Origin of the sequence: Pseudomonas sp. W22_MBD1_FP4, assembly GCF_052113765.1 — a bacterium.
Taxonomy (GTDB): domain Bacteria; phylum Pseudomonadota; class Gammaproteobacteria; order Pseudomonadales; family Pseudomonadaceae; genus Aquipseudomonas; species Aquipseudomonas sivasensis.
The window spans coordinates 185,175-207,602 of sequence record NZ_JBGQOI010000006.1; the positions used below are offsets into that span (position 1 = coordinate 185,175).

The 22,428-nt window shown below is 51.2% G+C and carries 18 protein-coding genes and 2 pseudogenes; 6 read left to right on the top strand and 14 right to left on the bottom strand.

All coding sequences use genetic code 11. From position 1 onward, the window contains the following. Positions 1-208: 208 nt before the first annotated feature. The 12 genes and pseudogenes from ACEN2T_RS10665 to ACEN2T_RS10720 all read right to left on the bottom strand — a co-directional run bounded on the left by ACEN2T_RS10665 (position 209) and on the right by ACEN2T_RS10720 (position 10,873). The gene (locus ACEN2T_RS10665) at positions 209-664 is read right to left on the bottom strand and encodes a single-stranded DNA-binding protein (RefSeq protein WP_153474636.1); all 456 of its coding nucleotides are present in this window, start codon (positions 662-664) and stop codon (positions 209-211) included. Continuing rightward, positions 661-1,179 (bottom strand): DUF3158 family protein, encoded by a 519-nt coding sequence (locus ACEN2T_RS10670; RefSeq protein WP_442116701.1) that lies wholly within the window; start codon positions 1,177-1,179, stop codon positions 661-663. Before ACEN2T_RS10670 ends, ACEN2T_RS10665 begins: the two co-directional genes overlap by 4 nt. After that, the gene (locus ACEN2T_RS10675; protein WP_053136396.1) at positions 1,176-1,931 is read right to left on the bottom strand and encodes a PFL_4669 family integrating conjugative element protein; all 756 of its coding nucleotides are present in this window, start codon (positions 1,929-1,931) and stop codon (positions 1,176-1,178) included. The genes ACEN2T_RS10670 and ACEN2T_RS10675 overlap by 4 nt, the downstream gene beginning before the upstream one ends. A gap of 221 nt (positions 1,932-2,152) precedes the next feature. Next, positions 2,153-3,340: an STY4528 family pathogenicity island replication protein gene (locus ACEN2T_RS10680; protein WP_442116702.1), complete on the bottom strand. Its 1,188-nt coding sequence runs from the start codon at positions 3,338-3,340 to the stop codon at positions 2,153-2,155. After that, entirely contained in the window at positions 3,337-3,885 is a 549-nt protein-coding gene (locus ACEN2T_RS10685; RefSeq protein WP_442116703.1) for a DUF2857 domain-containing protein, read from the bottom strand. The genes ACEN2T_RS10680 and ACEN2T_RS10685 overlap by 4 nt, the downstream gene beginning before the upstream one ends. After that, positions 3,882-5,471: a ParB family protein gene (locus tag ACEN2T_RS10690; protein WP_442116704.1), complete on the bottom strand. Its 1,590-nt coding sequence runs from the start codon at positions 5,469-5,471 to the stop codon at positions 3,882-3,884. The genes ACEN2T_RS10685 and ACEN2T_RS10690 overlap by 4 nt, the downstream gene beginning before the upstream one ends. A gap of 14 nt (positions 5,472-5,485) precedes the next feature. Continuing rightward, positions 5,486-5,695: a hypothetical protein gene (locus ACEN2T_RS10695; RefSeq protein WP_442116705.1), complete on the bottom strand. Its 210-nt coding sequence runs from the start codon at positions 5,693-5,695 to the stop codon at positions 5,486-5,488. 84 nt (positions 5,696-5,779) lie between these two features. Further along, positions 5,780-6,625, bottom strand: a complete 846-nt coding sequence (locus ACEN2T_RS10700) for a ParA family protein (protein WP_442116706.1) — start codon at positions 6,623-6,625, stop codon at positions 5,780-5,782. A 4-nt stretch (positions 6,626-6,629) separates the two neighbouring features. Next, positions 6,630-6,854, bottom strand: coding sequence for an AlpA family transcriptional regulator (locus ACEN2T_RS10705; protein WP_078823985.1), 225 nt, complete (start codon positions 6,852-6,854; stop codon positions 6,630-6,632). Positions 6,855-6,969: 115 nt separating this feature from the next. After that, entirely contained in the window at positions 6,970-7,719 is a 750-nt protein-coding gene (locus ACEN2T_RS10710) for a hypothetical protein (RefSeq protein WP_442116707.1), read from the bottom strand. Between the two features lie 596 nt (positions 7,720-8,315). Then, a pseudogene (locus tag ACEN2T_RS10715) lies at positions 8,316-8,810 on the bottom strand (methyl-accepting chemotaxis protein); the annotation flags it as partial. 1,682 nt (positions 8,811-10,492) lie between these two features. Then, positions 10,493-10,873 carry a hypothetical protein gene (locus ACEN2T_RS10720; RefSeq protein WP_265535486.1) on the bottom strand — a complete coding sequence of 127 codons (381 nt, stop codon included), beginning with the start codon at positions 10,871-10,873 and terminating at the stop codon, positions 10,493-10,495. A gap of 783 nt (positions 10,874-11,656) precedes the next feature. On the opposite strand from ACEN2T_RS10720, the pseudogene ACEN2T_RS10725 reads away from it, so the two are divergent. Beyond that, a pseudogene (locus tag ACEN2T_RS10725) lies at positions 11,657-12,196 on the top strand (methyl-accepting chemotaxis protein); the annotation flags it as partial. A 117-nt stretch (positions 12,197-12,313) separates the two neighbouring features. Here the strand turns inward: ACEN2T_RS10725 and ACEN2T_RS10730 are convergent. Next, positions 12,314-13,636, bottom strand: coding sequence for a hypothetical protein (locus ACEN2T_RS10730; RefSeq protein ID WP_183702318.1), 1,323 nt, complete (start codon positions 13,634-13,636; stop codon positions 12,314-12,316). Positions 13,637-13,860: 224 nt separating this feature from the next. On the opposite strand from ACEN2T_RS10730, the gene ACEN2T_RS10735 reads away from it, so the two are divergent. Beyond that, positions 13,861-15,378 (top strand): APC family permease, encoded by a 1,518-nt coding sequence (locus tag ACEN2T_RS10735; protein ID WP_265535503.1) that lies wholly within the window; start codon positions 13,861-13,863, stop codon positions 15,376-15,378. 189 nt (positions 15,379-15,567) lie between these two features. Continuing rightward, positions 15,568-16,509, top strand: coding sequence for a transcriptional regulator FeaR (gene feaR, locus ACEN2T_RS10740; RefSeq protein ID WP_442116708.1), 942 nt, complete (start codon positions 15,568-15,570; stop codon positions 16,507-16,509). Positions 16,510-16,850: 341 nt separating this feature from the next. On the opposite strand, the gene feaR (ACEN2T_RS10745) is transcribed toward feaR (ACEN2T_RS10740), so the two are convergent. Further along, the gene (gene feaR / locus ACEN2T_RS10745; RefSeq protein ID WP_083235643.1) at positions 16,851-17,807 is read right to left on the bottom strand and encodes a transcriptional regulator FeaR; all 957 of its coding nucleotides are present in this window, start codon (positions 17,805-17,807) and stop codon (positions 16,851-16,853) included. A 693-nt stretch (positions 17,808-18,500) separates the two neighbouring features. On the opposite strand from feaR (ACEN2T_RS10745), the gene ACEN2T_RS10750 reads away from it, so the two are divergent. The 3 genes from ACEN2T_RS10750 to ACEN2T_RS10760 all read left to right on the top strand — a co-directional run bounded on the left by ACEN2T_RS10750 (position 18,501) and on the right by ACEN2T_RS10760 (position 22,199). Beyond that, positions 18,501-19,802: an NAD(P)/FAD-dependent oxidoreductase gene (locus ACEN2T_RS10750; protein WP_068578942.1), complete on the top strand. Its 1,302-nt coding sequence runs from the start codon at positions 18,501-18,503 to the stop codon at positions 19,800-19,802. Between the two features lie 38 nt (positions 19,803-19,840). Beyond that, the gene (locus tag ACEN2T_RS10755; protein ID WP_442116709.1) at positions 19,841-20,233 is read left to right on the top strand and encodes a YybH family protein; all 393 of its coding nucleotides are present in this window, start codon (positions 19,841-19,843) and stop codon (positions 20,231-20,233) included. A gap of 742 nt (positions 20,234-20,975) precedes the next feature. Continuing rightward, positions 20,976-22,199: a multidrug effflux MFS transporter gene (locus tag ACEN2T_RS10760; RefSeq protein WP_442116710.1), complete on the top strand. Its 1,224-nt coding sequence runs from the start codon at positions 20,976-20,978 to the stop codon at positions 22,197-22,199. Positions 22,200-22,428 lie beyond the last annotated feature (229 nt).

Genomic DNA, 22,428 nt, shown 5'->3' on the forward strand with positions numbered 1-22,428 from the left:
GTTCGGAGCAGCGTTGTTCGAAGTAGCAGGGGCGAGATATGAGAAACCCGAATGGCAGGTTCCTCATATTAGTCGGTGAGGGCGGCTTTGAGTTGGCTGAAGCTGCTACCTTTGGAGCGTTTGTAAATGGGTGGGGGACTTCATGAGCAGCGAGCAATGACAGGCCTGGAACTTCGCGCAGAGGCGCAATTTTTATGCCTGAAGTCGTTCAGGCCTTAGGTGATTGCCCTCTGTGTTTCTTGGGTTTCGACGTCGGCGAGTTGGCCTGCTCAGTATTTTGAGCGGCCGTCGGTTCACTGGAGCGTTCCCGCATCACCACGCTGTGCACCCGGTGAGGCAGGATGCCGACTCGACGGGCCTCGATCTTGAAGGTCACCCGCGCATTGTCTTCGCTGTCCTCCCACTCATCGCGCACCGTACGACCTTCGACCAGTACGCGCATGCCTTTCTGGTACAGCGTGCTCCAGTGTTCAGCCTCACGGTGCCAGAGCTCAACCGGCGCCCAATAGCCGCCCCGATCCTCATAGCTGCCCTCGCGTGGGATGGGGTTGTCGAAGTACACATTCAGCCGTAGCAAACGCCGTGGCTCGTCATTGCCTGAGGCGAACTCCTGGAACTCTGGCGCACTGCCGATATTGCCTTCGCCGACGAAAAAAGTACTCATCGTGTTTTCTCCACTGCGGGTGTGAACTGGCGCAGCAACTGTTCGGCACTGGCCATTTTGATCGCGCAGGTCGTAGCCTGGCGGTAGAGCGAATGCACCACACTCATCTGAAGGTTTAGTGCGATACGCGCGCATTCGAAACGTTGCAATTCCTTTCGTACGATCTGCGGCAATGCTTTGTTGGAGATCTGACGTTCCCAAACCGCCACACCCATGCGAGAAAAATCACGGGTGCGCCAACGCAAAAAGGTGCTGCCCGCGCTGGTCTTCTGCAGCACCAATCGTATCTTCAATAGCGAGTACGGCGGCTGCCCGGCCTGCTGCACGACAGCCTCCATCAGGCGACATAACTGCGCCTCGATTTCCCTCGCCACCTGCGCCAGGTGCTCCAACTCCCCCTTACCCTTAAAAGGTTTTAAAAGGCCTTTTAGGGAGGCTGCGTGTTCGAGCTGCCGATAGGCATCCGGTGTCAACGCTTCGAAGGGCATTGGTTGAATCGGGGTCATGGGATTCACGCGTCAGCCTCCGGCTCATTCACGGTCACAGACGGACCATCCACGTCCTCTGCCAACGCGTCAGCGTCATCCACTGCTACAGCACCACGGCGAATGATCGGCGGCGCAAACTGAGAACGGCGATGACCCTCAAGGATGTCCATCGGGGGCAATCCATACTTCTCCACGGCCGCCAGTGCGCGAGCATTATTTGCGGCCATATCATCGCGTGTAACGCCAGCATGTCTATAACGTTGCGCCTGGCCGAACAAGCTGCGTAACAGGTGGGCTCCGTCGTCGATCCACGCTTCCATGTCTCTTCGGCCGATCAAGGCGGTGTGATGGGCCAATAGGGTATGGCGTACCAGAGTGTCGTAATCGGTCAGCAGGTAGACGGCTAGAAAACCCAGCTGACTACCGATGTACAATGGCAAAGTAACGGGGTGGATGTTGAGGTTGTCCCCCATGTCGATCTGTGTCGGCAGGTCCTGTCTTATTCGGTCTAACTGTTGAGTCAGTTCCAGCATTCCAGCCTTTGCCTGCATCAATTTTTCTTCGAGCTGCACGATGGCCCAATCTGCATAGGGATCGTCCTGAGCCGCAGTTTGTTTGATCAGGTTGGTGACACTGATGTAACCGGCCATACCCATGATCGAGTGGACGCCTTCGCGTGCGGCTCGACCTTGCCAGATACGGGCTGCATGGTGGGTATGCAGGGTCAGGGTGATGCTGCTGCGCAATGAACCCAGATTGAGTTGATAGTGATCGGCCATGGTGTTGTCCTCGCATTGGCTTGGACGGGACGTTGCGACAGATGAGGGTCAAGGAAAGCCAAAAAGCTGAATGCGGTCTATTCGGTTTGGTGAGAGAGGGCAAATGCCTGACGTCTACGTTTATTGGAACTACGCCCAGGCGTTTCCCTAAACGCTCCATGGTTCGGTCCGATATTTTCGTAGATTGGAACTCTATGGATTTGATGCCACTGGCATCAAATCTACTGACGTCCACTGCCTCCACGCAGTTGGCGCAGCTCATTTAGGCACGCTTGGGCGAGGGCTGATGCAGGTTCGCCCTTTTTTCGAGATGGCCGCGAGGGGGCGGTTGGGGGCGGCTCTGCGATGGGCGATGGTTCGGCCTGACTTGCCCAAGGACGAAAGTCGCCCTTCAGCGCACGTTGGGCCAAGCCCATCAGATAGGCAGCTGGCTTGCGTATACCACCGGCCGCACAGCGTGCCCCCGCTTCGTTAAGCACCGCCTGCTGATCCGCTGGGTTGAGCTTGTTCAGCGCCACGGCGATGGCCTGACGTTCGCTTGGGTTCAGGCGCAGCGAAGTGGGCCAGTGCAGGTTATCCACAGTAGAGGTCGCGCGCGGTACCGTACATTTACTTTCTTTTAATACAGTACAGGCAGCGTTCGGATTCCGAACGGTGCTGGAAACGTTAGGGTTCGAGCCTGATTCGGAATCCGAACGAGGGCCTGCACGATTCCGAACGTGGTGATCTTCCCCACGTTCGGAATCGTGGAATGCATCACCGGGTGGCTGATCCAAGCCTTGCTGCGCCCACTGTTCGCCCCAACTGTCCAGCCGCGTCGGTAACCGACCCTGATCGATATTCGTGTCCTGTCGGACCTCCTCCACAATGTGCTGAGCGACAATACGCACGGCCTTTGTCGCATGACCGAGGGCATGTCCGACCAGTTCTAGGTAGTCCTGATCGAGCTCCATGGCTTCGGCGGGGGTTAACGGCTCATCGTGCAGAACGTACAAAGAACCTTGTAGCTGCCCGCTGATTTGGTCGCGACCGCGGCTAACCAAACTGAGCCAACGAGTGAGCCTGAGCATCGTCAACACTCGTGCAATGGTTTCACGTGAGGCTGACGCACCGTAGGGCACGCTCGAGAGGTAAGGCTGCAAATCCTCATAGCGCGGCATGACCACGCCCTGGCCTTGCAGCATGAGCCGAAATACCTGCCAAGCATTTCGCTCCAATGGCGTCAGCCGATTATCCAACAGCAGCCGACGTGGCACGACTTCGTGTGATTGGCCACCAAACAGAAAACCAGCCTTTATAGCCTGGTTGGAGGGCTGTTCAGTGGTAGGGCGTGCTGGCCAGCGCTCATGCAGCTGCTGTGTGCATTGCTGCAGGACACGTTGCCAGCGACTGGCGGGAACAGCATTCATGTTTTGTTGCTGTACTGGTCGATTTGCTGCCAAACGATGGTCAAGCTGATCTGCTGTTCTTCGGCAAGCATCATCATGGCGTCGAGTTTATCCTCGGTGCTGTCCTCTGTTCGTATTTGGCACCAACGTTGCCACAACGCATGCTCCTGCGCTTCGCTTAAATGTTGGGGGCGGCCTTTACGAGTTTCTATCTTGAGTAGACGCCGACGCATGGCTGTTTCCGAATGCGCCAAGCCAAAACACTGGTACATAATGGTGCTGCTTGCGCCGAGCTTGAGCGCTCGGTTGATCAACCGTTCGTTCTGTTCGTCGCGTTCAGCTTGTTCAATCAAACGATGCAGCACTGGCGAGTCAATCTTGACCTCAAGCCAAGGGACTGTGGCATGGGCCAAGCGCGATAACGTGGTCGGTGGTAAGGATTGCAGCACGAAGATGTCATCCTCACTCAGTCCAAGTGCCTTGCAGCGTTGCAGGTTGCCCAGGCGCAGTTCGTGCAGTACCTGGGTTAGCATGGCTTGATTGAGCATATTGAAGGACAAGTTCATCTCAGCTCCTCCGGTGAGTTTTTGTCTTCAGAGATGAGTGTTAAGTCGATTAGACGCCGGGCCAGGCGGATCAGGCGAAACAGTTTGATTAACAGACTGTCAGGCAGTCGCTCCAGACCCACGTCCGTGACTGGTCGATCTGGCAGATAGAGTTGATAGACCCCTAACAACAGTTGCCCGAACAGTGCGGAAGGTATTTGCTTGCGGTCCTCCCAGTTCACCTCGTCTTGAGCACGTAGCAGGGCCAGGAGCATTAGGTGAACGCCGGTCGAGCGAGGCGCTGAAAGATCAAGTCGCTCAATGTCTAGGGTGAAGCCCAAGCCAAGCTTTTGATCAATGATGCTCTCGGCATCTCCGGCATAGGCCGCCATTTCCCGAGCCAGTCCAGCAATGGCTAAACGCAGTTGTTCGGGCGTATCCAGCGGTGGTGTGATGATCCAGAGGTCGTCGATTGGGCAGGTTTCGACTGGAGACGTCGCCTCGCTGGATATCTCGCGATTGATTTGCTCACGAATCTGTTGAACGCGTGTTAGAGGGCTGACCGCAGGTGAAGCATTTGTTTCGGGTGCTCTGAGCAGTTCTTCTGGATTTGGCTCTACCTTGCTCTTGGCATCAGTTGATTCGGGTTTAGTGTCTGATGAGGGCAACTCTGCCGCAGTTTCATGCACGCTTGGTCGATGGCTGCTTTCTGAGGGCGTGGTGGTGACAGCCCCAGGCGTGGAGACGACCCGTTGGGTATCGCTCAGCTCCAGGGCCAGCATACGGTAGGACTGTCCGAGCAAGTGGCTCATGCGTTCGAGCAATTCGTCCTGGATCTGCTCAAGATCAAAGGATTCAGGATCACCATCGAAGTAGCCCATGGTCTCCAGCCAGAACTCTGCAAACGCGACTGTGGCGGTTGGATAGCGGTTCCAGGTTCGCTCAGCCTGACTACGTAGACCGATCAGACGTTCTATCTGTGGCTTACCCAAGCCGGCATACAGAGTTTGTGGAATGGCAGGTAATAAGTGTTCGAGGGTGTCCAGCATGCGGCTGATATGCGACTGCGAAACCGGATAGCCTCCAGCGGCAAGACGTCGGGCCAGCTCCCGTTGTGAGAGCTGTGGGCCATCCGACTCCAGCATGGTTTTGAGTTTGGCTACCGCCAGGGCCCTTTCGATGAACGTGAGTTGGCCGTGCAGGTCGCTTTCCGCCAGATGACCGAGTAGGGCGTTGGTTTCATTGCTCCAAGGTCGGAACAGGCAGTGAATCCGAAAGAAACGCTCATCGCGAGTTTCCTGCCACAGCTCGCCGAGAATCGCCAAGCGCGTATTACCGCCGTTGCGGATGATGAAAGAGGTTTCACCCGGGCGGCGGGTAATCGGTGGCGGTTGATCTAGCCCGCGTTCACGGATCGAGGCTTTGATATCTTCATACAGCGGATTACGGATGAAGCGGGGATTGTGTTCGTAGGGGCGTAACTGTTCCAGAGTGACCAGCATGGGAGTGTCGATGACTGGATCGGAGAGTCGCTCCAGTCCAGGACCTTGAGTGAAGTGGTCCTGGTGCAGCTTATCGGTGACTTCCTCCTGACTGAGTTTCTTCATCGGAACCGCCTCGGTTAACGCCGGCTAAGCAAATGGTCACCGACCTCGAACTTCACGATTTCGGCAGTCCCTGAACCTTCGAAATGTTGGGAGAGTTCTGCGAGGAACCAAACCATGGCCGAGCGCCCTCCTTGCAAACGAAAAACCACGGTGCAGTACTCCTCGCAAGCCGCGTCGCGTGGCCGAATGGAAGGCTGAACAACGATAGGAAACTGATCCAACATTAGAAAACTCCTTACCAAGCCCTGCTGGGCTCAAGGCTGATCAAACAAAAATAAATTGGTGAAATGCTGATTGGGCGATTTGTTTCATCGAGGCTCCGCACACCTCATTACCGATGAGATCGCTTCGCGCCATTCAGGGAATAATTCGATGGCCAGCGCTTGCATGATTTCTAACGCACACTGCGAGCGTCGGCGTTTACTCGACGGGCACTTATCTATTCGATGGACCGGTAAGCCGAGGGATGCGGCATTGATATATGCCACCCGGTCCGGGATCACGGTGTCTAGCACCGAGATATTGGTAGCTTCTGCGAAAGTCTCGCGCAGGCTTCGGATGATCATCCGGGTGTCCACTCGATTGACGTTCACCTGGTTCAGTAAGAGCCGTAAGGGCGGCGGGTCGATGCCTAGGTGGCGAAACGGTTCGAGCTCACTCAGTAGCTTCAAGGTGCCACGGCGCATTTCGCGGGCAGCGAGCATTTCTGGCGTGATGGGAGAGAGGGCGAGATCGGAGGCCAGGATTGCCATTTCCAGCAGTACACTGCGTGCTCCCTGAGTATCGATCAAAAGCAGGTCATAATTGAGACACAACTCATTGAGCAAATTGTGCAGGCGTAGTCGTCCGTCAGGGGCATGCAGCAACAAGGTGCTCAGTCGACCTTGATCGTCGTTGGAGAAAATCAGGTCGAGACCGACGACTGCAGTCCTCGATATTATTCGTTCAGGTATTGTTAGATTGAGTGCAATGAGCTCGTACGCACCTGCCTGAGCTTTCCGGCTCAATGAATAATAACTGGAGAGGGTGGGTTGGCTATCCAGATCCAAGAGCAGCACACGCAGGCCAGCATCGGCCAACAGGCCACCGAGGTTCGCTGCTACTGTCGTTTTGCCTACCCCACCCTTGGTGGAAACCACCGAGACCACATGCATCACCTCACTCCTGTCGCGAAAGGCGTTCTGCAATCCAGTGCTCGATTTCCAGTGAGTCCCAGCCAACTGCGCGCAGTCCGATACGCTTCGCCCGCGGAAACTTGCCTTCCTTCATCAGGTTGTAAATGTGCGCACGTTTGAAGCCGGTTTTTTGCTCCACCTCATCACGTCGCATGATGTGGCGTTGGGGTTGAGGTGCTTCGACTGCGGGTACCGATGGGTTGGACATGCTGGTCACTCCTGGCGCCAGTTGGCGCGTGGTGGGAAGTGACATGGATTGAATCGCACCACGGCGGATGAGTCATTGCATTGCAATCAACCCTATTGCAACGCAATTGGCTCGATCAGGTATTTTTTTTGAGGCTACGATTGGCCACGGCAAACTTTTCATCCAGCGTGCGCTTGCTGAGGCCGGGCACATCTTTGTGACGGGCGACAATGGCATCAACGATGGCTGCTTGATTCGTGAATACCGAAAGAGGTTTTCCGGCGGGCGAATGGTCCAAGAGAAGACTGACCAATGCCCCAATGATGTTGTGATAGGTCAGTTCGCTGCGCTCGCTGAGTTGGCCATTCGTTTTGGCCAAGGCTTTGAGATCATCTCTCTCAAGTCCAATCGACTGGAGCTCTCCTAGAATTTCTTGAATGTATTGCTGTTGCGCTTTGAACGCCCTCGATAGCTCGTCTCGATCTGCTTTCAATGAAAGAAAAGTTCCGAGACTTACCTTTGCAGATGCATCCTCTCCGGACTCGAATAAAAAGCTAGGCTTATGGTCGGGGTAATGAATCTCCATCCAACGGCGTAAGTCCGAATGGCGGATGGTCAGCTGATAGGGCTCTACATAGCTTCCCAAAGGAACAGAAATGCCGAGGCAGCCATACGGCAGCTCACCATTGCGTATGGCGTCTAAAATTCTTTCGACAGCGATGTGAAGATTGGGCCATTGGGGAAAGAGGGTTGCAAGGTTCTCAGGACGAGACCAATCCGCCCGGATAATTTGGGCTTCGTAGCGAGTGAGATTGCACCAGCGCAATGCCGCGTCTATAGGGCGATAGAAGCTTTTGCTATGAGGATTGAAAACATCAATAGTCATAACGCGGCGGACCTCCATTCCTAATGGATAGACCTCGCACCGACTATCTATAAATGTAAATAGCTAATCATGCTAGCTGTTTCTTCGGTCGATCAACTTGGTGAGGCCATTTCATTTCCAGTTTTAGATAAAACTTTTTTGACGTGTAAGTACTTTGGAATTCGTTATTCTTTCATTGCTGCTTTCTGGATTTTAGATGCTTTTTGTGAGAATAATTTTACAGTTTTGAGTTTCCTTGCGCTGTGTCTTGCTTTTTCAGTAACTGCCTTTCCTTTCGATGTAAAGAAGGTGTGAGTATATGAAGAGTAAATGCTCGAATGATCTAGTTTGCCGAAGCGACTCCACTATTAACTATATAAGGGAAATGGGGCGGCTATACTGTCCAGTGAGTTTGGTGTGGCTTTACTTCTAAGGATCTAAATAATATGGCAGTGGTGCAAATGTAATTGATGGAGCTATGAAATACTAGATTTGGCCGTTGCTACAAGCTTCAGAGTGCCAATCGCATGACTGAAACTGCCAGCTTACCTATGCAGACTCATTTACTTCAGATGGAGGAGTGCCTGCTTTTTAAGTTGGATTGCGGAGGAGTGAACTCAGGCTTGAAATCTTTGCATGAGGGCTTGCTGATGAGCTGTTAGCTGGTTGAGAGCGTCGTTCACGCTGGCCGACTCAGCAGCCTGTTCAGTCAGTGAGTCCGTCGTATCACGAATGAGTGTCACGCTGCGGATGATTTCTTCTGCAACACTGCTCTGTTCTTCCGCCGCGCTGGTAATTTGAAGGTTTATACGGGTGGTGGTCGTGACGGCATCACCTACCAGGCGTAGCGTTTCCACCATTTGACCGACATTAGCGACGCTGTCGTGCGTCTGCTGTTGGCTTTCCTTGTTTACTTCGGCAATACGTGAGATGTCATGCTGGAGTTCACATATTACTTGTTGAATGTTGCCCACTGCAATCTGGGTTCGTTGAGCAAGATGACGCACTTCGTCAGCCACTGATGCAAAGCCTCGACCTTGCTTCCCCGCGCGAGCGGCTTCAATAGCGGCGTTTAGTGCCAGCAAGTTTGTATGTTGAGCAATATCTTCGATGATTTTGAGTACCGAATCGATCTGAGCGCTATTGGCCGACAATTTTTGAGAGTTGAAACTGGCATTGCCCAGCTCTTAGGTAAAGTACTATCGCGAGTGCGTGCCACTTCCACGAGTCGGTCGTGGGCAGCAGTGTCTGCCTGTTGAGCTGCCCTGGATACCTGCGCGGCACTTTGCGCGACTTCATTAGCCGTGGCGGACATTTCTTGGGACGCAGTGGCAACCTAGTCGATTTCGCGAAACTGCTGCTGCATTCTCATACTTGTTTTCTGTGCAATAACTGCATAACGGTCGGCCAGCGATTGGTTTGTGCCAACGCAATCCTTGAGTTCTTGAATGACCGGCTGAAGCTTGTCGAGAATAGTGTTGAAGGCGTTCGGCAAAGCTCCCAATTCATCCGTAGGGCGTCCTGACTATCACCGGTATACTGTACCCCTTTTAGATACAATGCTCATTTTTTCCTGACCCGCGTATAGCGCTTGGCTACCTTTCGGACTGGGCTTCTGAAGTTGATCAAGATTAATATCTGCGACCGCAATATCGATGACTTTTCCTTCAGAAAGTAACGGGAGGCTGATAGTGGCTGGACTGAGCATCTAAATAGGGTTCACTGATGCAGTCTCTCCGGGTTTCTATTGGGTAGCTATACCAGCTGTTATATGGGAGTCCAGATGCGTCTAGTGTTGTGTCCTTTAAGGTTTTTTTATCGCCTACTATAGGTTCAAGTTTACTTGACGTGCGCTGAACCCAATAGATTGTCGAACGCCCACTCTCGTTGCCAAGATTGCTTGTTTCTCTAAATTAAGCATCCGCGCCATCCGGTTCGCGGTTTCGAATACTACAAATAGCTGCAGTAATCCGGGATCCTGTTGCAGTGCAAATGGTGTCTGATAGACCAGTGTTTCACGCCGGAGGTGGGCCGGAACGCCTCGCTCCTCTAGCTCACGCTGCGTGAAGTACCTGGCGAGCAAATTCCAGGCCGTAAAGATTTGCTGCATCAAAATATCACTGCATGCGCGCAACTCGGGAGTCGTCCTGGAAGCTCTGAGCTTGCCGTGCCGCTTCGTCAAGCATTCTGCTGCTTGAATCGCGCACGAGATCCAGGCTTGTTTGCAACCGCAGTAGGGTGGTGCCCAATAATAAGACCACGACAATAAATGAACGAAGACTAGCGAGAAGCGTGATTTTCTGGGCAACGGAGAGGGAGCGGAGTGTCATGGCGCGGACTCGAGAAAGGAGTAGCAAATATTCAGAAAACTGCTCATACGGCTTCTATCAGGTCGGTCTCCATTGCGCGCCGGATGGTTGATAGCGGAGGCAATGTCAGTCAAGTAAAAAATGTCATGCGGGTCGGGCAGCCCTGATATTCGAATGCGTTTTCGTCCTCCCCATAATAGTGACAAGCCAGCCTCGGCTAATTGTCTGTGGCTGACAAGCATCAGGCTGCGAGCGCCAATGCGAAGCCCGATGTACGCGGTAAAAGCATCGACAGCATAACTTGCTGGGTCGCTGTAGAGCGGTTCGCTGACTCAGCTGACCGCTCATATAGATTAAACTCCATCACGCAGCGACGGAGTTCTAGGTGCTCATCGGGGAAGTAGGGGTTGAAGTGCTGACTACTACTGTCGGTAGAGCCTACTGAGGTCGCCAATATCATAGTTGCCCATCTAGCGTGCCTTTGATTATTCGTCGAAAGGTCTGAGTAACGCTAATAGCGCTTTGTGCATTGCCTCCACTTCATTTTGCGGACTGTTTAGCAAGGTGAAGAGTTCTTGCACGAATGGTCCGATAACCGAGCCTAGGTTGGACCTTCCTGAAATTGTTTTTCCCACGATTTTGGGGTGAGCGGAATAAGCTTTTTCGACAAGCTGGCGCGGTAAGCAAATGGATATTTGGTAGGGCGAGCTTAGGAAATTAAATTCAGATTTCTTCGCCGCCTTCAGTACAATCATATCGCCAGGCTCAAGTTGTGCGGCACACTCCCCAATGTTGAGAGTCGCTGAACCTTGCAATTGGTGAACGAGAAAATAACAGTCATCATTGTCCGTACGAATCTCTTTCATATCTCGACCGATATTTATTCCGTGAGTCAAGGCTTAGGTAGCTTTCATTCGCAATTGATGCTCGAAAACTGCCTGATGAATATCGGAAATCAGTTGACTGACAAATTGTGCATTATACTTTCGTAGCATCTGTGCAGCATCAATGCATCAGGTTTTTACCAGTCTATGGGAAAAGTCAAGATTTAACTTTGCTCTCTCGGCCATGAACCAGGCGGTGAGTGCCAAAGAAGAATTGCTTCGACCTGCGTCTTTTTGGCGTTAGCGAACAATTTCACTGGCGCAAGCGGACAAGAAATTTATCCGAGCTTGGGGTCAGATTCGTCAATCAAGGGCTCAATGGCAAACGGTGCACACATGTTCTTTAACAAAAGTAATCTGGTGAGTGAGCTAACTGAAGTATTGAACCGAATCTTGCGTGGGCAGGTATCTGAAGTACGTCATTCGCTATCGATAAAGCCCCACTGTGAGCTGGTACAAAGTCTTGAGCAGCTCGAAATAGAAAAGTGCAAAACAGAACAAGGGTTGCTTGAGATTCAAGAGGTTGTGGCGCGTCAGGCTTATCAGTTAGAGATGTTCGAGCAGAAGGGTGAACGCTTGCGTGAGGAACTCGAAAAAGCAAATCACCGCATCAAGGAGATGGACTCGCTAATCCTGCAGTTAAATGAGAGCACTCGCCATCATGAAAGCGAGTCAAAAGTTTGGGAGCTTCTGCAGTCGACCCTAACTGAAGGGTGTTGGGACGTCACCGTGATGAATGGGCGGATCGAGGACCCCGGCAGCCGCATGCGGTTCTCCAACCAGTTCCGCGTGTTGATGGGGTATGGCCCACAAGAGTTGCCCGATGGTTGGGATACACAGCTCAGTATCACCCACCCGGACGACCAGTCATCGATCCAGGCCGTTTTTGAGCGTGAAATCTTGAGCCCTAATGGCAGCGGAGAATACGTGTATGAATACCGGATGCGTCATAAGACTCGCGAGTACATTTGGTGTCGAGAGCGTGGGCGTGCGGTGCAGAATGAGCAGGGGAAATTGAGTCGCGTCATTGGTGCTGTTAGGGACATTACCGACGAGCGCTCGGCGCAGGAAACTCATAAGCAAATGCTCGAACAGAACCGGGCAACGTACGAGCAGATCGCAGCAGTGGTTGGTGTAATTAAGGGAATTGCCGATCAGACCAATTTGCTTGCCTTGAACGCGGCGATAGAAGCTGCCCGAGCTGGCGATGTGGGACGGGGATTTTCCGTAGTTGCCGATGAAGTACGCAAGCTAGCTGAGAATACCCGTCAAGCCACCCACCAAATTCAGACAATGTTGCATCAGCAAAAGCACTGACTTTATTGCACGCTTTAGAGTTTAAGGGCAGCCTAAGCTGCCAATAAATTGTCCAGTTAGCCTTACTTTCGACATAAGTGCCTCCATGCACTTAAGTCGAATTGTTTAGAACGATGCTGCCAAAATTACCTGAGCATAGAGGTTGGTGTCGCTGCTACCCAATTGGGTGCCGCCGCTGGCATCGCTTTTTTCGGGTTTGTAAAAGCCAACTAGCGGCAATAGGGTGAAGTGTTCATTTATCGTCCATTCTGCGTACAGGTCTGCCTCTCGCCCATCTAGGTTTTTGCGACTGCGGTCGAGTGTTGAAAAATCATAAAGCAGTGCGCCCACGTTTACCGAAGGAGCCGCGGCTACTTTGATGCCGACATGATGAACTTGCGTATTGCTATTGAATGGACCAGCGTAGTTGGAAGCGACTTCACCTTGGTACCAGGTGCCCAACGCTCGACCGTTGCCATAAAACAATGGATCGTAACCTTCAGAGAAACGGCTGTAGCGATAGTTCACAACTGGTTTGAGTGGCAGGTCGCTAAACGTCCAGCCTGCTTCCATATACCAGGCATTTTCTTCGCCGCTACTCTTGTGTTCCCTGGCGTATTCACCTGCTAAAAACAGATTAGGAACACCTGCGTTGCCTTGCGCTCTGACGCTGTATTGCTTCATGCCCTTCCGCTCGGGGAAGAAAAGGTCCGCCAGTTCCTTATCGGTATCAAGCACTTTTAAATATGTCAGGCCTATCGTGCCCTTCTCATTCACGTGTTCAAGAGTACCTACAGCTACCTCTGGTTTAGCCTGGCCCGGATTATCTGACTTCAGCCACATCAAGTCACTCCGCCAGCCTTGCTTACCTCCAAGGCGCAGCACTACCGTCTGGTCGAAAGCTTTGCGAGAGGTCAGGTAATAAGCTCCTCCTCGATTCTGCCTTCCGTCGGCGACCTCGCGGCCAAGATTTAAGGCGTCTCCTGATACGAGGAAGCCGTCACCGATGACGATATTCTGACGACCGACGGAGAAGTCGATCCCGTCAGTTCCTAGCTGGGGAAACAGTTCGGCAGACCGCCAACCTATGTATGCGTCTTCAATCTTGGTTGTACGCTCCGAGCCATTTGACCAGCCAGCTGGATCTCCATCGCCGTAAGTCCCTGTGGACACCCAGTTCAGCGCCGCATAAGAATTTCCAAAACTATTGGAGGAGTGTTTGAGATCTAATCCATATTGAAACGCTGATTCTTGCCAGCTGCTAGATCCTTTAGCACGCGTGCCAGATTGAGCGTAATTCTCTCTACTGTAGAACGCTCCGGCGGCTGCCTGCAGTTTGGCGTCAATCTGGGTCTGCCCATCTGCATAGAGTTGAAGGGCGCCTGCGAGCGGCGACAATCCTACGAGTACCGCCAGTGAAACGGATCGATAGAGCAGCGTTGAGTGCATCGGTTGGTGTGTCACGATAATAATCTCCAGGACCTATATACAGGGGGCACTCGGCAAGCCGCGAGCTGGTCTAGGCAGTCGGGTAAATATTGCCCGGTGCTACTCAAAGGCTATGGCCACGACTGCTCTGTATTCTTTGTTATCCCTGACATGCATACGTCTAAGAGTGCCAAAGGCACTGCTGGCTTATCGATCTGGCAGAAAAAAACAAGTCTCGTACCAGTATGGACAAGACGGAGCGAAGACTGCAGCGCAATGTCTCCTGGCAGCATTCCTTCCAATGTTTTAATGAGGGGCCGATTATGGAGTCGCCAAGTGTCAATGCTGGTGCATTACGAAAAAATGCAGTCGGTATGTGGAGTATCGTTTTCTTTGTACTAGCTACCAACGGACCGCTAACGGGGCTGATTGGAGCCGTTCCAACTGCCATTCAGATGGGGAACGGTATAGGAATACCTGGCACCTTTCTGGTGGTGGGCCTGGCCTACCTGCTTTTCGCGGTCGGTTTTGTCGCGATGGGGCGTCACATTCGAAATGCCGGAGCATTTTATGCCTACGTTTCGACGGGGCTAGGGCGACCGTTAGGGACCGCCTCAGCATTTTTGGCCATAGTGGCGTATGCCGGAATGCAGGTCGCTTGTTATGCATTGATAGGTTTCTTTAGTGCCGAATCGTTAGCTCATTTAGGGCTGCCAGTACCATGGTGGGCGGTGTCTATCGTGATCGCAGTGCTGGTACAGTTTTTTGGCACTCGGAATGTAGAGTTTAATGGCAGGTTTTTAGGAATCCTGATGCTCGCGGAGATGGCAGTGATAGTCGTCTTCGACGCAGCAGTTGTTTATCACGGAGGAGGGCCATCCGGTTATAGCGTTGCGTCATTCGAGCCAAGTAATGTGTTCGTGCCCGGGTTTGGAGCTGCGCTGGTTTTTGTCGGAGCTGCGTTCATGGGTTTTGAAACTACGGCTATCTATGCTGAGGAAGCTCGAAATCCTGCTCGAACGTTGCCGAGAGCGACCTATGTGGCTTTGCTGATTATCATGGGATTTTTCGCTGTCTCTTCCTGGCTTCTCGTAGTAGCTGTGGGGCCTGACCAGATAGTTGCAGGCGTGACTCAGGATGCGGGTGGGATCTGGTTTGCGCTGGCGACCAAGTTGGTAGGGCCAGGCTTGGCTGATGCAATGAACATCCTGCTAATTACCAGTTTGTTCGCGGTACTGCTGAGCTTTCATAATTCCTTGTCAAGATATCTGTTTGCAATGGGGCGCGAAGGTATTCTATGGCACCGGTTTGCACGCACCCATCAAGCTCATCAGACGCCTTACGTAGCGAGCGCTTGCCAGACGCTCTTCTGTGTTGTGGTTCTTGTCGTGTTTGGTGCCCTTCATGTAGATCCGATGACCCAGGTGCTACCCATTTCAAGTGCGCCTGCAACAATCGGGATTGTCTCGGTACAATTGTTAACCTCAATGGCGGTTATTCGCTTTTTCCATCGTGAGAGCCATGGCACTAATCTTTGGCAGCGCCTGCTGGCTCCGGCAGCGAGCGCGATAGCTTTGGCGTGCGGGTTGATAGTAATAGTTACTAACATGCCTCTTTTAACGGGTGGGGAGTCAGTTTTTAACGAGGCAATCCCATTGGGAATGCTAGCCGTGGGAGTGGTCGGATTGCTCACTGCATGGTGGTTCAAATTGGCACGTCCAGAGCTGTATCGCAACCTGTCAAGAATCCTTCATGAGGTCTGACGATTTGCGTTGAAAAAGCTCAGACCCGAAGCCGCAATCCAGAAATGGTCGCGGCTTTTTTATGGAGTTGTCACGATTTTTGCTTGGAAATAGGTGGGCGGGCGGTAGTTGATTTTCTACTAAATAACATGTTAACTATCGCTATAAATCCAAGAAAAGCTGGCATGACAGCCGCTAAGAGAGCCAATCATGAGCCAAGATGGGCTGCAGTCCGAAGCAGTGCGCTGGGATAAAGCAATTCGAAGCGCATGCGGCTCCTTTACTACCTACCCTCGAAGTGAGCACTCCTTGTTTATAGGGGAGATGATCCAGCGTGATCTTGGCGGCGTTGGCTTTGCTGAGCTTCGCACGAATGCTGGAAGAATTGCCAAATTTCGGCAAAGCGTCGACAACGCCGATGATCAATATTGCTTCCTGGTTGTGCAACGCAAAGGTTTTTGCCAGCTACATCTGGATGGGCAGTCAGTGGAGCTGGCACCTGGCGAGATGGCGATAATGGATCAGGCAGGTGAGTGTAGCGTCGAGCCGCAAGGTCTTATTGAGCAAGTGTCAATTTCTGTTTCGCGTGATCGAGTACGGTCTCTCAAAATCCATGGGGCACTGTCCGGTAAATTACAAACTAATTGTCCTAGTGGGCGGTTATTACGTTCACTCGTCAATCAGATTATATTTGATCACGATAGATATTTCACAAGTGATGATGGGGTAGGAATGCAGGATGCTTTAGTTGCGTTGATCCAGCCTACATTAGTGGAGCGCCCAAATGGTAACGGCCTTGAGGAAATTTTTCAAACCAATGATTTTCGGCGCCAAATTGAACGAATGGTATGCGATCACTTGCATCGGCTCGATTTAAGCCCAGAATGGATGGCTAATAAGTTAGGAATATCGATCAGACATTTATACCGCTCTTTTGAAAATACTGGAGACAGTGTTTGTCGTTTTATTCAGAGAGAGCGGCTGCAACGATGTGCCCGAGATTTAGCTAATCCTTGTCTGCGCCATGAAAGTATTACGGAAATTGCATACCGATGGGGGTTTTCGGACTCGGCGCATTTCAGCAAAATATTCAAGAAACAGTATTTGAGATCTCCCAGAGATTATCGAGGCGACGTCTTGGTTTTTGCGTGATCATCAAGTGGCGGCTTCCTGTTTTAGGGAAGGCTATACTGAGTCGCTGCTTACTTTGAAAAAGCACACTTTAAAGTTTATGTAGGCGTTTTAGTCAGCGCTTAAGTTTTTAGTTGATCGCAGTTTTGAAGGTTTTATATCGACAGAACAAAGCTAAAAACTTCGTTTTTGGTTTTTTAAATTGGTTACTGCTTTATGAAATTAAATTGTGGGGCACTTAAGGGGCAAGCTGGCGGTTCGACCACTTGAGAACGCTCTTCTTTAGTATCTTTCAGTCTTGATCTCATGCTGCACAATTTCAAAATGAGCAGCGTCAGATCAAAAGTTTCTGATGATAAAGGTTACGAGTAGGTGGTTTTTCGCATGCGAAACTCTCTCGGTGACATGCCGAATCTGGCCTTGAAGGAGCGGGAAAAATGGCTCACGTCACTAAAACCCCAATTGTAAGCAACACTGGAAACCTTTTCGTGGGCACCTTCGTTCTTGAGATCGTCTGCACACTGTTCGAGTCTTCTTTCCAGAATGTAGCGACCGATTGTGGTGTCGCAGCTTGCGAATAAACGATGAAGATTGCGAACTGACGTCCCGACCTGATCAGCAATCATTGAAGGAGAAAGTGCGTTATTAATTAACTCTTTCTCGATGCACACTTTAGCTTTCTGAAGCATCAATGACTGAGTCTGTTGCTGATACATGTGTGTGAGCGGTGGGCTTTCCCTCACGCTAGGCTTCATAAGGGTTAGCAGGGCGTCAAGCATCGCTTCCGACTCCTCCGTCTCTGCCTCTCCCACGTCGAAAAGTTGTTGAGCAAGCATTCCAATGAGTGATCCCAGCCTGGAATTTGCCTCAATACGGTGATTGAGCAATATTTCGCGATTTCGGAATCGCGACTCGATATAGCGACGGGGAATGATCAGTGACAGTTGGTCCGAGAGACCTGTGAAATAGAAGTCGCACGGTTTGTTAACGTCCAGGAGTACGAGGTCATTCTGTTTCAGAAGCGTCTGGCCATCATTCTGGCACATTACTCCAGAACCATTCATTTGCATCACCAGATAATAGAAATCCCGATCGTCGCGGCGGATATCACTCTGGTGTCGGTGAATGTGATGACAGTTACTGATGATTCTTGAGCCAGGGCAAAGTGCGTTAACGCTAGGGGACGAGATGATGCTGCCTACAAATGTAGCCGAGCCCTGCTCTAATGGTGGTTCAGCTCGAAAGGTTCCGCAGCTTGTGGACAGGTATTGGTTCCACTCTTCAAAGCCCTGCTCGCCAGTATGCATTACGTTGTTCATTTCGACCTCTTTCCAGCACGAACACTCAAATTGAATAGACCTTGGACGGTATTACGCGTCTTTTTCTAGTGACCCAGTGCGCTGCTCGGAAGCGATTTTGCGTGGATCGGGTTGCACATAAGCTATCTAAGCAAAAAACAGGCCCAATATTTGTTAATTGAAGTTAATTTATTTTTCTTTAATTTCAATGAGTTACGTATTGGATTGAGTCAATCGGATTTCTTCAACCTGATGCTGCCGAAGAAAGGCCAGAAAAGTGGCCGGAAATTCCCACATGGCGAGAGCGCCTGGTTCGTTTGGTAACATGTTAACTATCTAGGCTGCGTCGTCCGTAGTGGATTTCTATGCTGGCTCACCCCACATGGCAGTCTCGGTCAACTAATTGACTCTGTAGCTCATGGCGCATTGGTCAAACCGGGGTTTTAATAAGGGTGTCTCTTGAATTTCTATGGGGCGCTCTATTGGATGCTGCCGATTCGATCAGACGGCCGCAGGCCTTGAATAGGGTACGGCCCTGGTGCCGTCGGCTCCGGTCAGAGGGTGGTTTGCGTTTCGTTATATCGCATAGCACCCTCCCTGTAGGCATTGAAACAAGAGACCGATTTGGTGTCATCGACGAATAAGAACAAAGACTTGATTCCGTCCCGACGCCTAATTGATGATTTGATCAACGTATTGTTGTGAGGAAATATCATGCTCTCTGTAGAAACGCCAACTACTTACTATACGGCTACTCGTAAGTACGATCTGAAATTTCCCGACCTTGAACAGGACATCGAGGCTGATGTAGTTGTGATCGGTGGCGGGTTCTCCGGTGTCAATACTGCACTTGAACTGGCGGAGCGAGGCGTCAAGAACGTCGTTGTCCTGGAAGCACGATACTTAGGGTTCGGAGGGTCGGGACGAAATGGCGGACATGTCATGGCAGGGATAGGTCATGACCTGGAAAAAATCCGTAAAGATGTCGGCGAAGATGGTCTTCGTGCCATTTTCGAGATCAGCGACCAAGGTGCCGCAATTATCAAAAGCCGTATAAATAAATACGGTATCGATGCGGATTTTCGTCATGGCTATGGTTACCTTGGTTTTAATAAGCGCCAAGGCAAACTGCTGCAAGCTTGGGAAAAAGAATATAAAGAACTAAGTCCAGATTGCGAAATTGCTTATCTGGAGGGCGCCGATGTCAGGAAAATCATTGGTTCGGACGCCTACAGCTGCGCGTTGATGCATATGGGCAATGGTCATATTCACTCTTTGAACTTGTTGCTGGGCGAGGCTGAGGCGCTTGTTAGTCACGGTGGCCGCGTATTTGAAAATACTCCGGTTTTGGAAGTGACCTACGGTGATACCATCAAGGTCCGTACGGCTAAGGGCTCGGTGCGAGCAAAGAAAATCCTTTGGTCCTGCGGCGCTTTCCTTGATCGTCTTGAGCCAGAGCTGCATAAGACCATGATCAGTACATATGCCTTTCAACTGGTTACCGAACCTCTTTCCGATGCATTGATCGAGCAAATCAGTCCGATTCGCGGTGCATTCAGTGATATCCGACCGGTGATCGACTACTTTCGGGTCACTAATGAAAATCGGCTGCTTTTCGGTGCCGCGACATACCTCGTCGATTACATCCCTAACAACTTGAAGGAATGGAATCGGAAGTTGATGTTGAATATTTTTCCCTACTTGAAAGACGTGAAAATCGATCTCGCATGGGGGGGGCCGATGGAGTGTTCGGCAAACCTTTTTCCGCAAATCGGCACGCTGCCTGGACGACCGAATGCATTCTACGTGCAGGGCTATTCAGGCTTTGGCGTCACGCCAAGCCACGTAGTAAGTCGGGTGCTTGCTGAGGGGATCATGGGTGGTTCGAAGCATTACGACGTCATGAGCTCAATTCCTCGTACCCAAATTTATGGAAAGGAACAATTTCGTTCATTGATTTGTACCTTCGGCAAGGTCACCCATCAACTTGGCGGTTATTTTAACGGACGTCGTTGATACCTGATTTCTAATCTTAAAAGAAGAGGTTTTTTACAATGCAACAGTCGGATGAATTGAACGTTGCTCTCAGAGAGCGTCTGGATGTCCTTGAGGCGCTCTGGAAAGAACAGGATGCTTCAGGAATCGTGAAGGAACTTTACACCAATGACACCGAAATCACTGGAGCGGGCACCCCTGAGCTCTACTCAGGAAGCGCCGCTTTAGCCGAGCTCGTTGCCGGCATGTTAGGTGACACTCGTTCGGCCAGTATACGTATCGATCGACTGCGTGCACTGGTGCCCACTGTCGCTTACACATGGGTGACTTGGAGCGTTCAGCCAAAGGATGGTGAAACTTTCAACATGAAGAGCCTCTTCGTTTGGAAGCTTGAATCTCAAGGTTGGAGAATCGCAGCGGACATGTACTCGGAAGGAGTCATTCCTGGCTGAGTTACTTGAGAGGGCTTTTATAGCCCTCTCTCATTCTTGTCAGCTTTTGCGCATTGACACTCCGCACAATAAAATGAGTCCGCTCGTGAAGCAATTGGGAACACATGGATTCGATCAATCATTTTTAGGTTTATGAATGAGTCGTTCCGATAGCGTAGTGCATAGTTTCCAGTGTCCTCCAGAAGCACTTCGAAGGTAGTGATGCTCCAGGGACAAGGCACTATTTTCGACCGTACCGCCAGGACACAAGTAGCCGACTGCCTCAACGGTTTCTTGGCAGACAATGCGCATTCTAAGAGCAACCTGGAATCGTGTCGGAGTTGACGTTGCTCATTCATTATTCTAACGGGATATTGATCGCAAGCCGCTACCGGTCGGTTTAGCAGCGTTCCTTCACGCTTAGCGAAATGAACTTGATTAACGAAGGATCAGGTTTGTGTTTGACCGTAATCGAGCGTCACGTGCAATCCCTCAACTAAATTTCATCGATTCCGCAAGACGCGCGGTGGTTGTTTCGGACGGATGCTACACGTTCTGTACGAAAATACTTGGGTAATTATCGAGGATGCACGAGTTCAAGCTAGACATTGCCAAGCCGAACTGGTTTTTTGCTGTTACTTTGAAGTAGCAGTAGGTCAAATGCGATTACCCTTGCTATTTTCACACGATATATCAGTGTCGCTTTTTCGGCCCATCCTTGCACAAGAGAATCGTGTGCAAACAACGAAATGAGTGTCCCGTTATGTACTTTGATACAGTCCGCATCCGTTCCATAGTCCTGATCGCAGTCCTCGGATTGCTCACTGCTATCGACGCCATTGCGATTGATATGTACCTGCCAGCTATGCCCTCGATCCAGATGCACTTTGGAACTACTGCGGGGCGTGTTCAGGCGAGTCTTACCATTTTTCTGATAGGGCTCGCTATAGGCCAAGCATGCGTCGGTCCTATGGCTGATCGTTATGGAAGGCGATGGCCGTTGATGCTCGGTATGGCACTTTTTGTCGCAGGTACATTGCTCATCCTTACGGCACCCTTTATCGAAGTCTTGCTAATCGGTCGATTTTTACAAGCTGTTGGCGCTGCGGCAGGGCTGGTGGTGCCTCGCGCTATCGTTGCGGATCGATACTCTAGTGACTCCGCGGCGCAGATCTACACAATACTTATGCATATAATGAGTGTGGCCCCGATATTTGCTCCCTTGGCAGGTTCAGCGTTGCTAACGCATTGGGACTGGAGAAGTGTGTTTTGGGTACTTTTGGTGTTCGGACTTATATGTCTGGTTTGTGTGTTCTTTTTTGTGCCCGAAACACTGGTGCCTGAGGGCCGGTCAACGGGAGTAATGAGCAAAACCATTCGCGACTACTGCAGCTTGCTGCGTTGTCGAAAATACATGAACTTCACAATGGCGAGTGCGTTCGTTACGGCCGGGTTGTTTTCCTATATAGGGAGCGCTCCTTTCGTTTTTATTGAGTCATTCCACGTCAGCCCCGAGGAATTCAGCTGGTTTCTCGCTTTGAACGGTTTAGGGATGCTTCTCACGGGTATGATAAATTTTTTTCTTTTGCGCAAATACTCTGCTTTAACAGTGTTACATCGTACGCTTCATGTTCACTTCGCATTGACAGCAATCTTATTGGCTATATGCCTCACGTCGGAGAAATTCCTTTTAATCGTTGTTCCATTGTGTGGGGCAATTTGGAGTCTAGGTTTGGTCTGGGGCAACGTGATTGCGCTGGCGATGGAGCACGGCGAGGGGCGTCACGGTGCGGCTTCTGCATTATTCGGTGTTTTGCAATATGCCGTCGGTGGCTTGGCTGGGGTTTTATTAGGGCTGCTGTCGAGCCATGAGCCTTGGATAATGGCAATGTTCCTCACAGTTTGTGCTGCGGCTGCCTGCTTGGCAGTGCACGGTGCTCGCCGGAAATCGCGGGAGCGATCTTCTAACTGCCCGCAAGCTGACTAATGGAGGGTCAACGCGTACTCCTACTGACGACTACCGTGTCCCAAGTGCCATAACGTAACGTTTGCCATTCACGAATGGTTGGCGCCCTATTGTGTGGGTTACTAATCGGAAATGGATTGATATCAGTTTTGAGCATTGTTCACAGGCCTACTTATCGTTCACTGCGGATTCAGTGAGACTGTTTTGATGGTATTGCCGGCTCAGAAACCGGTATGTGCGTTGTAGAGTC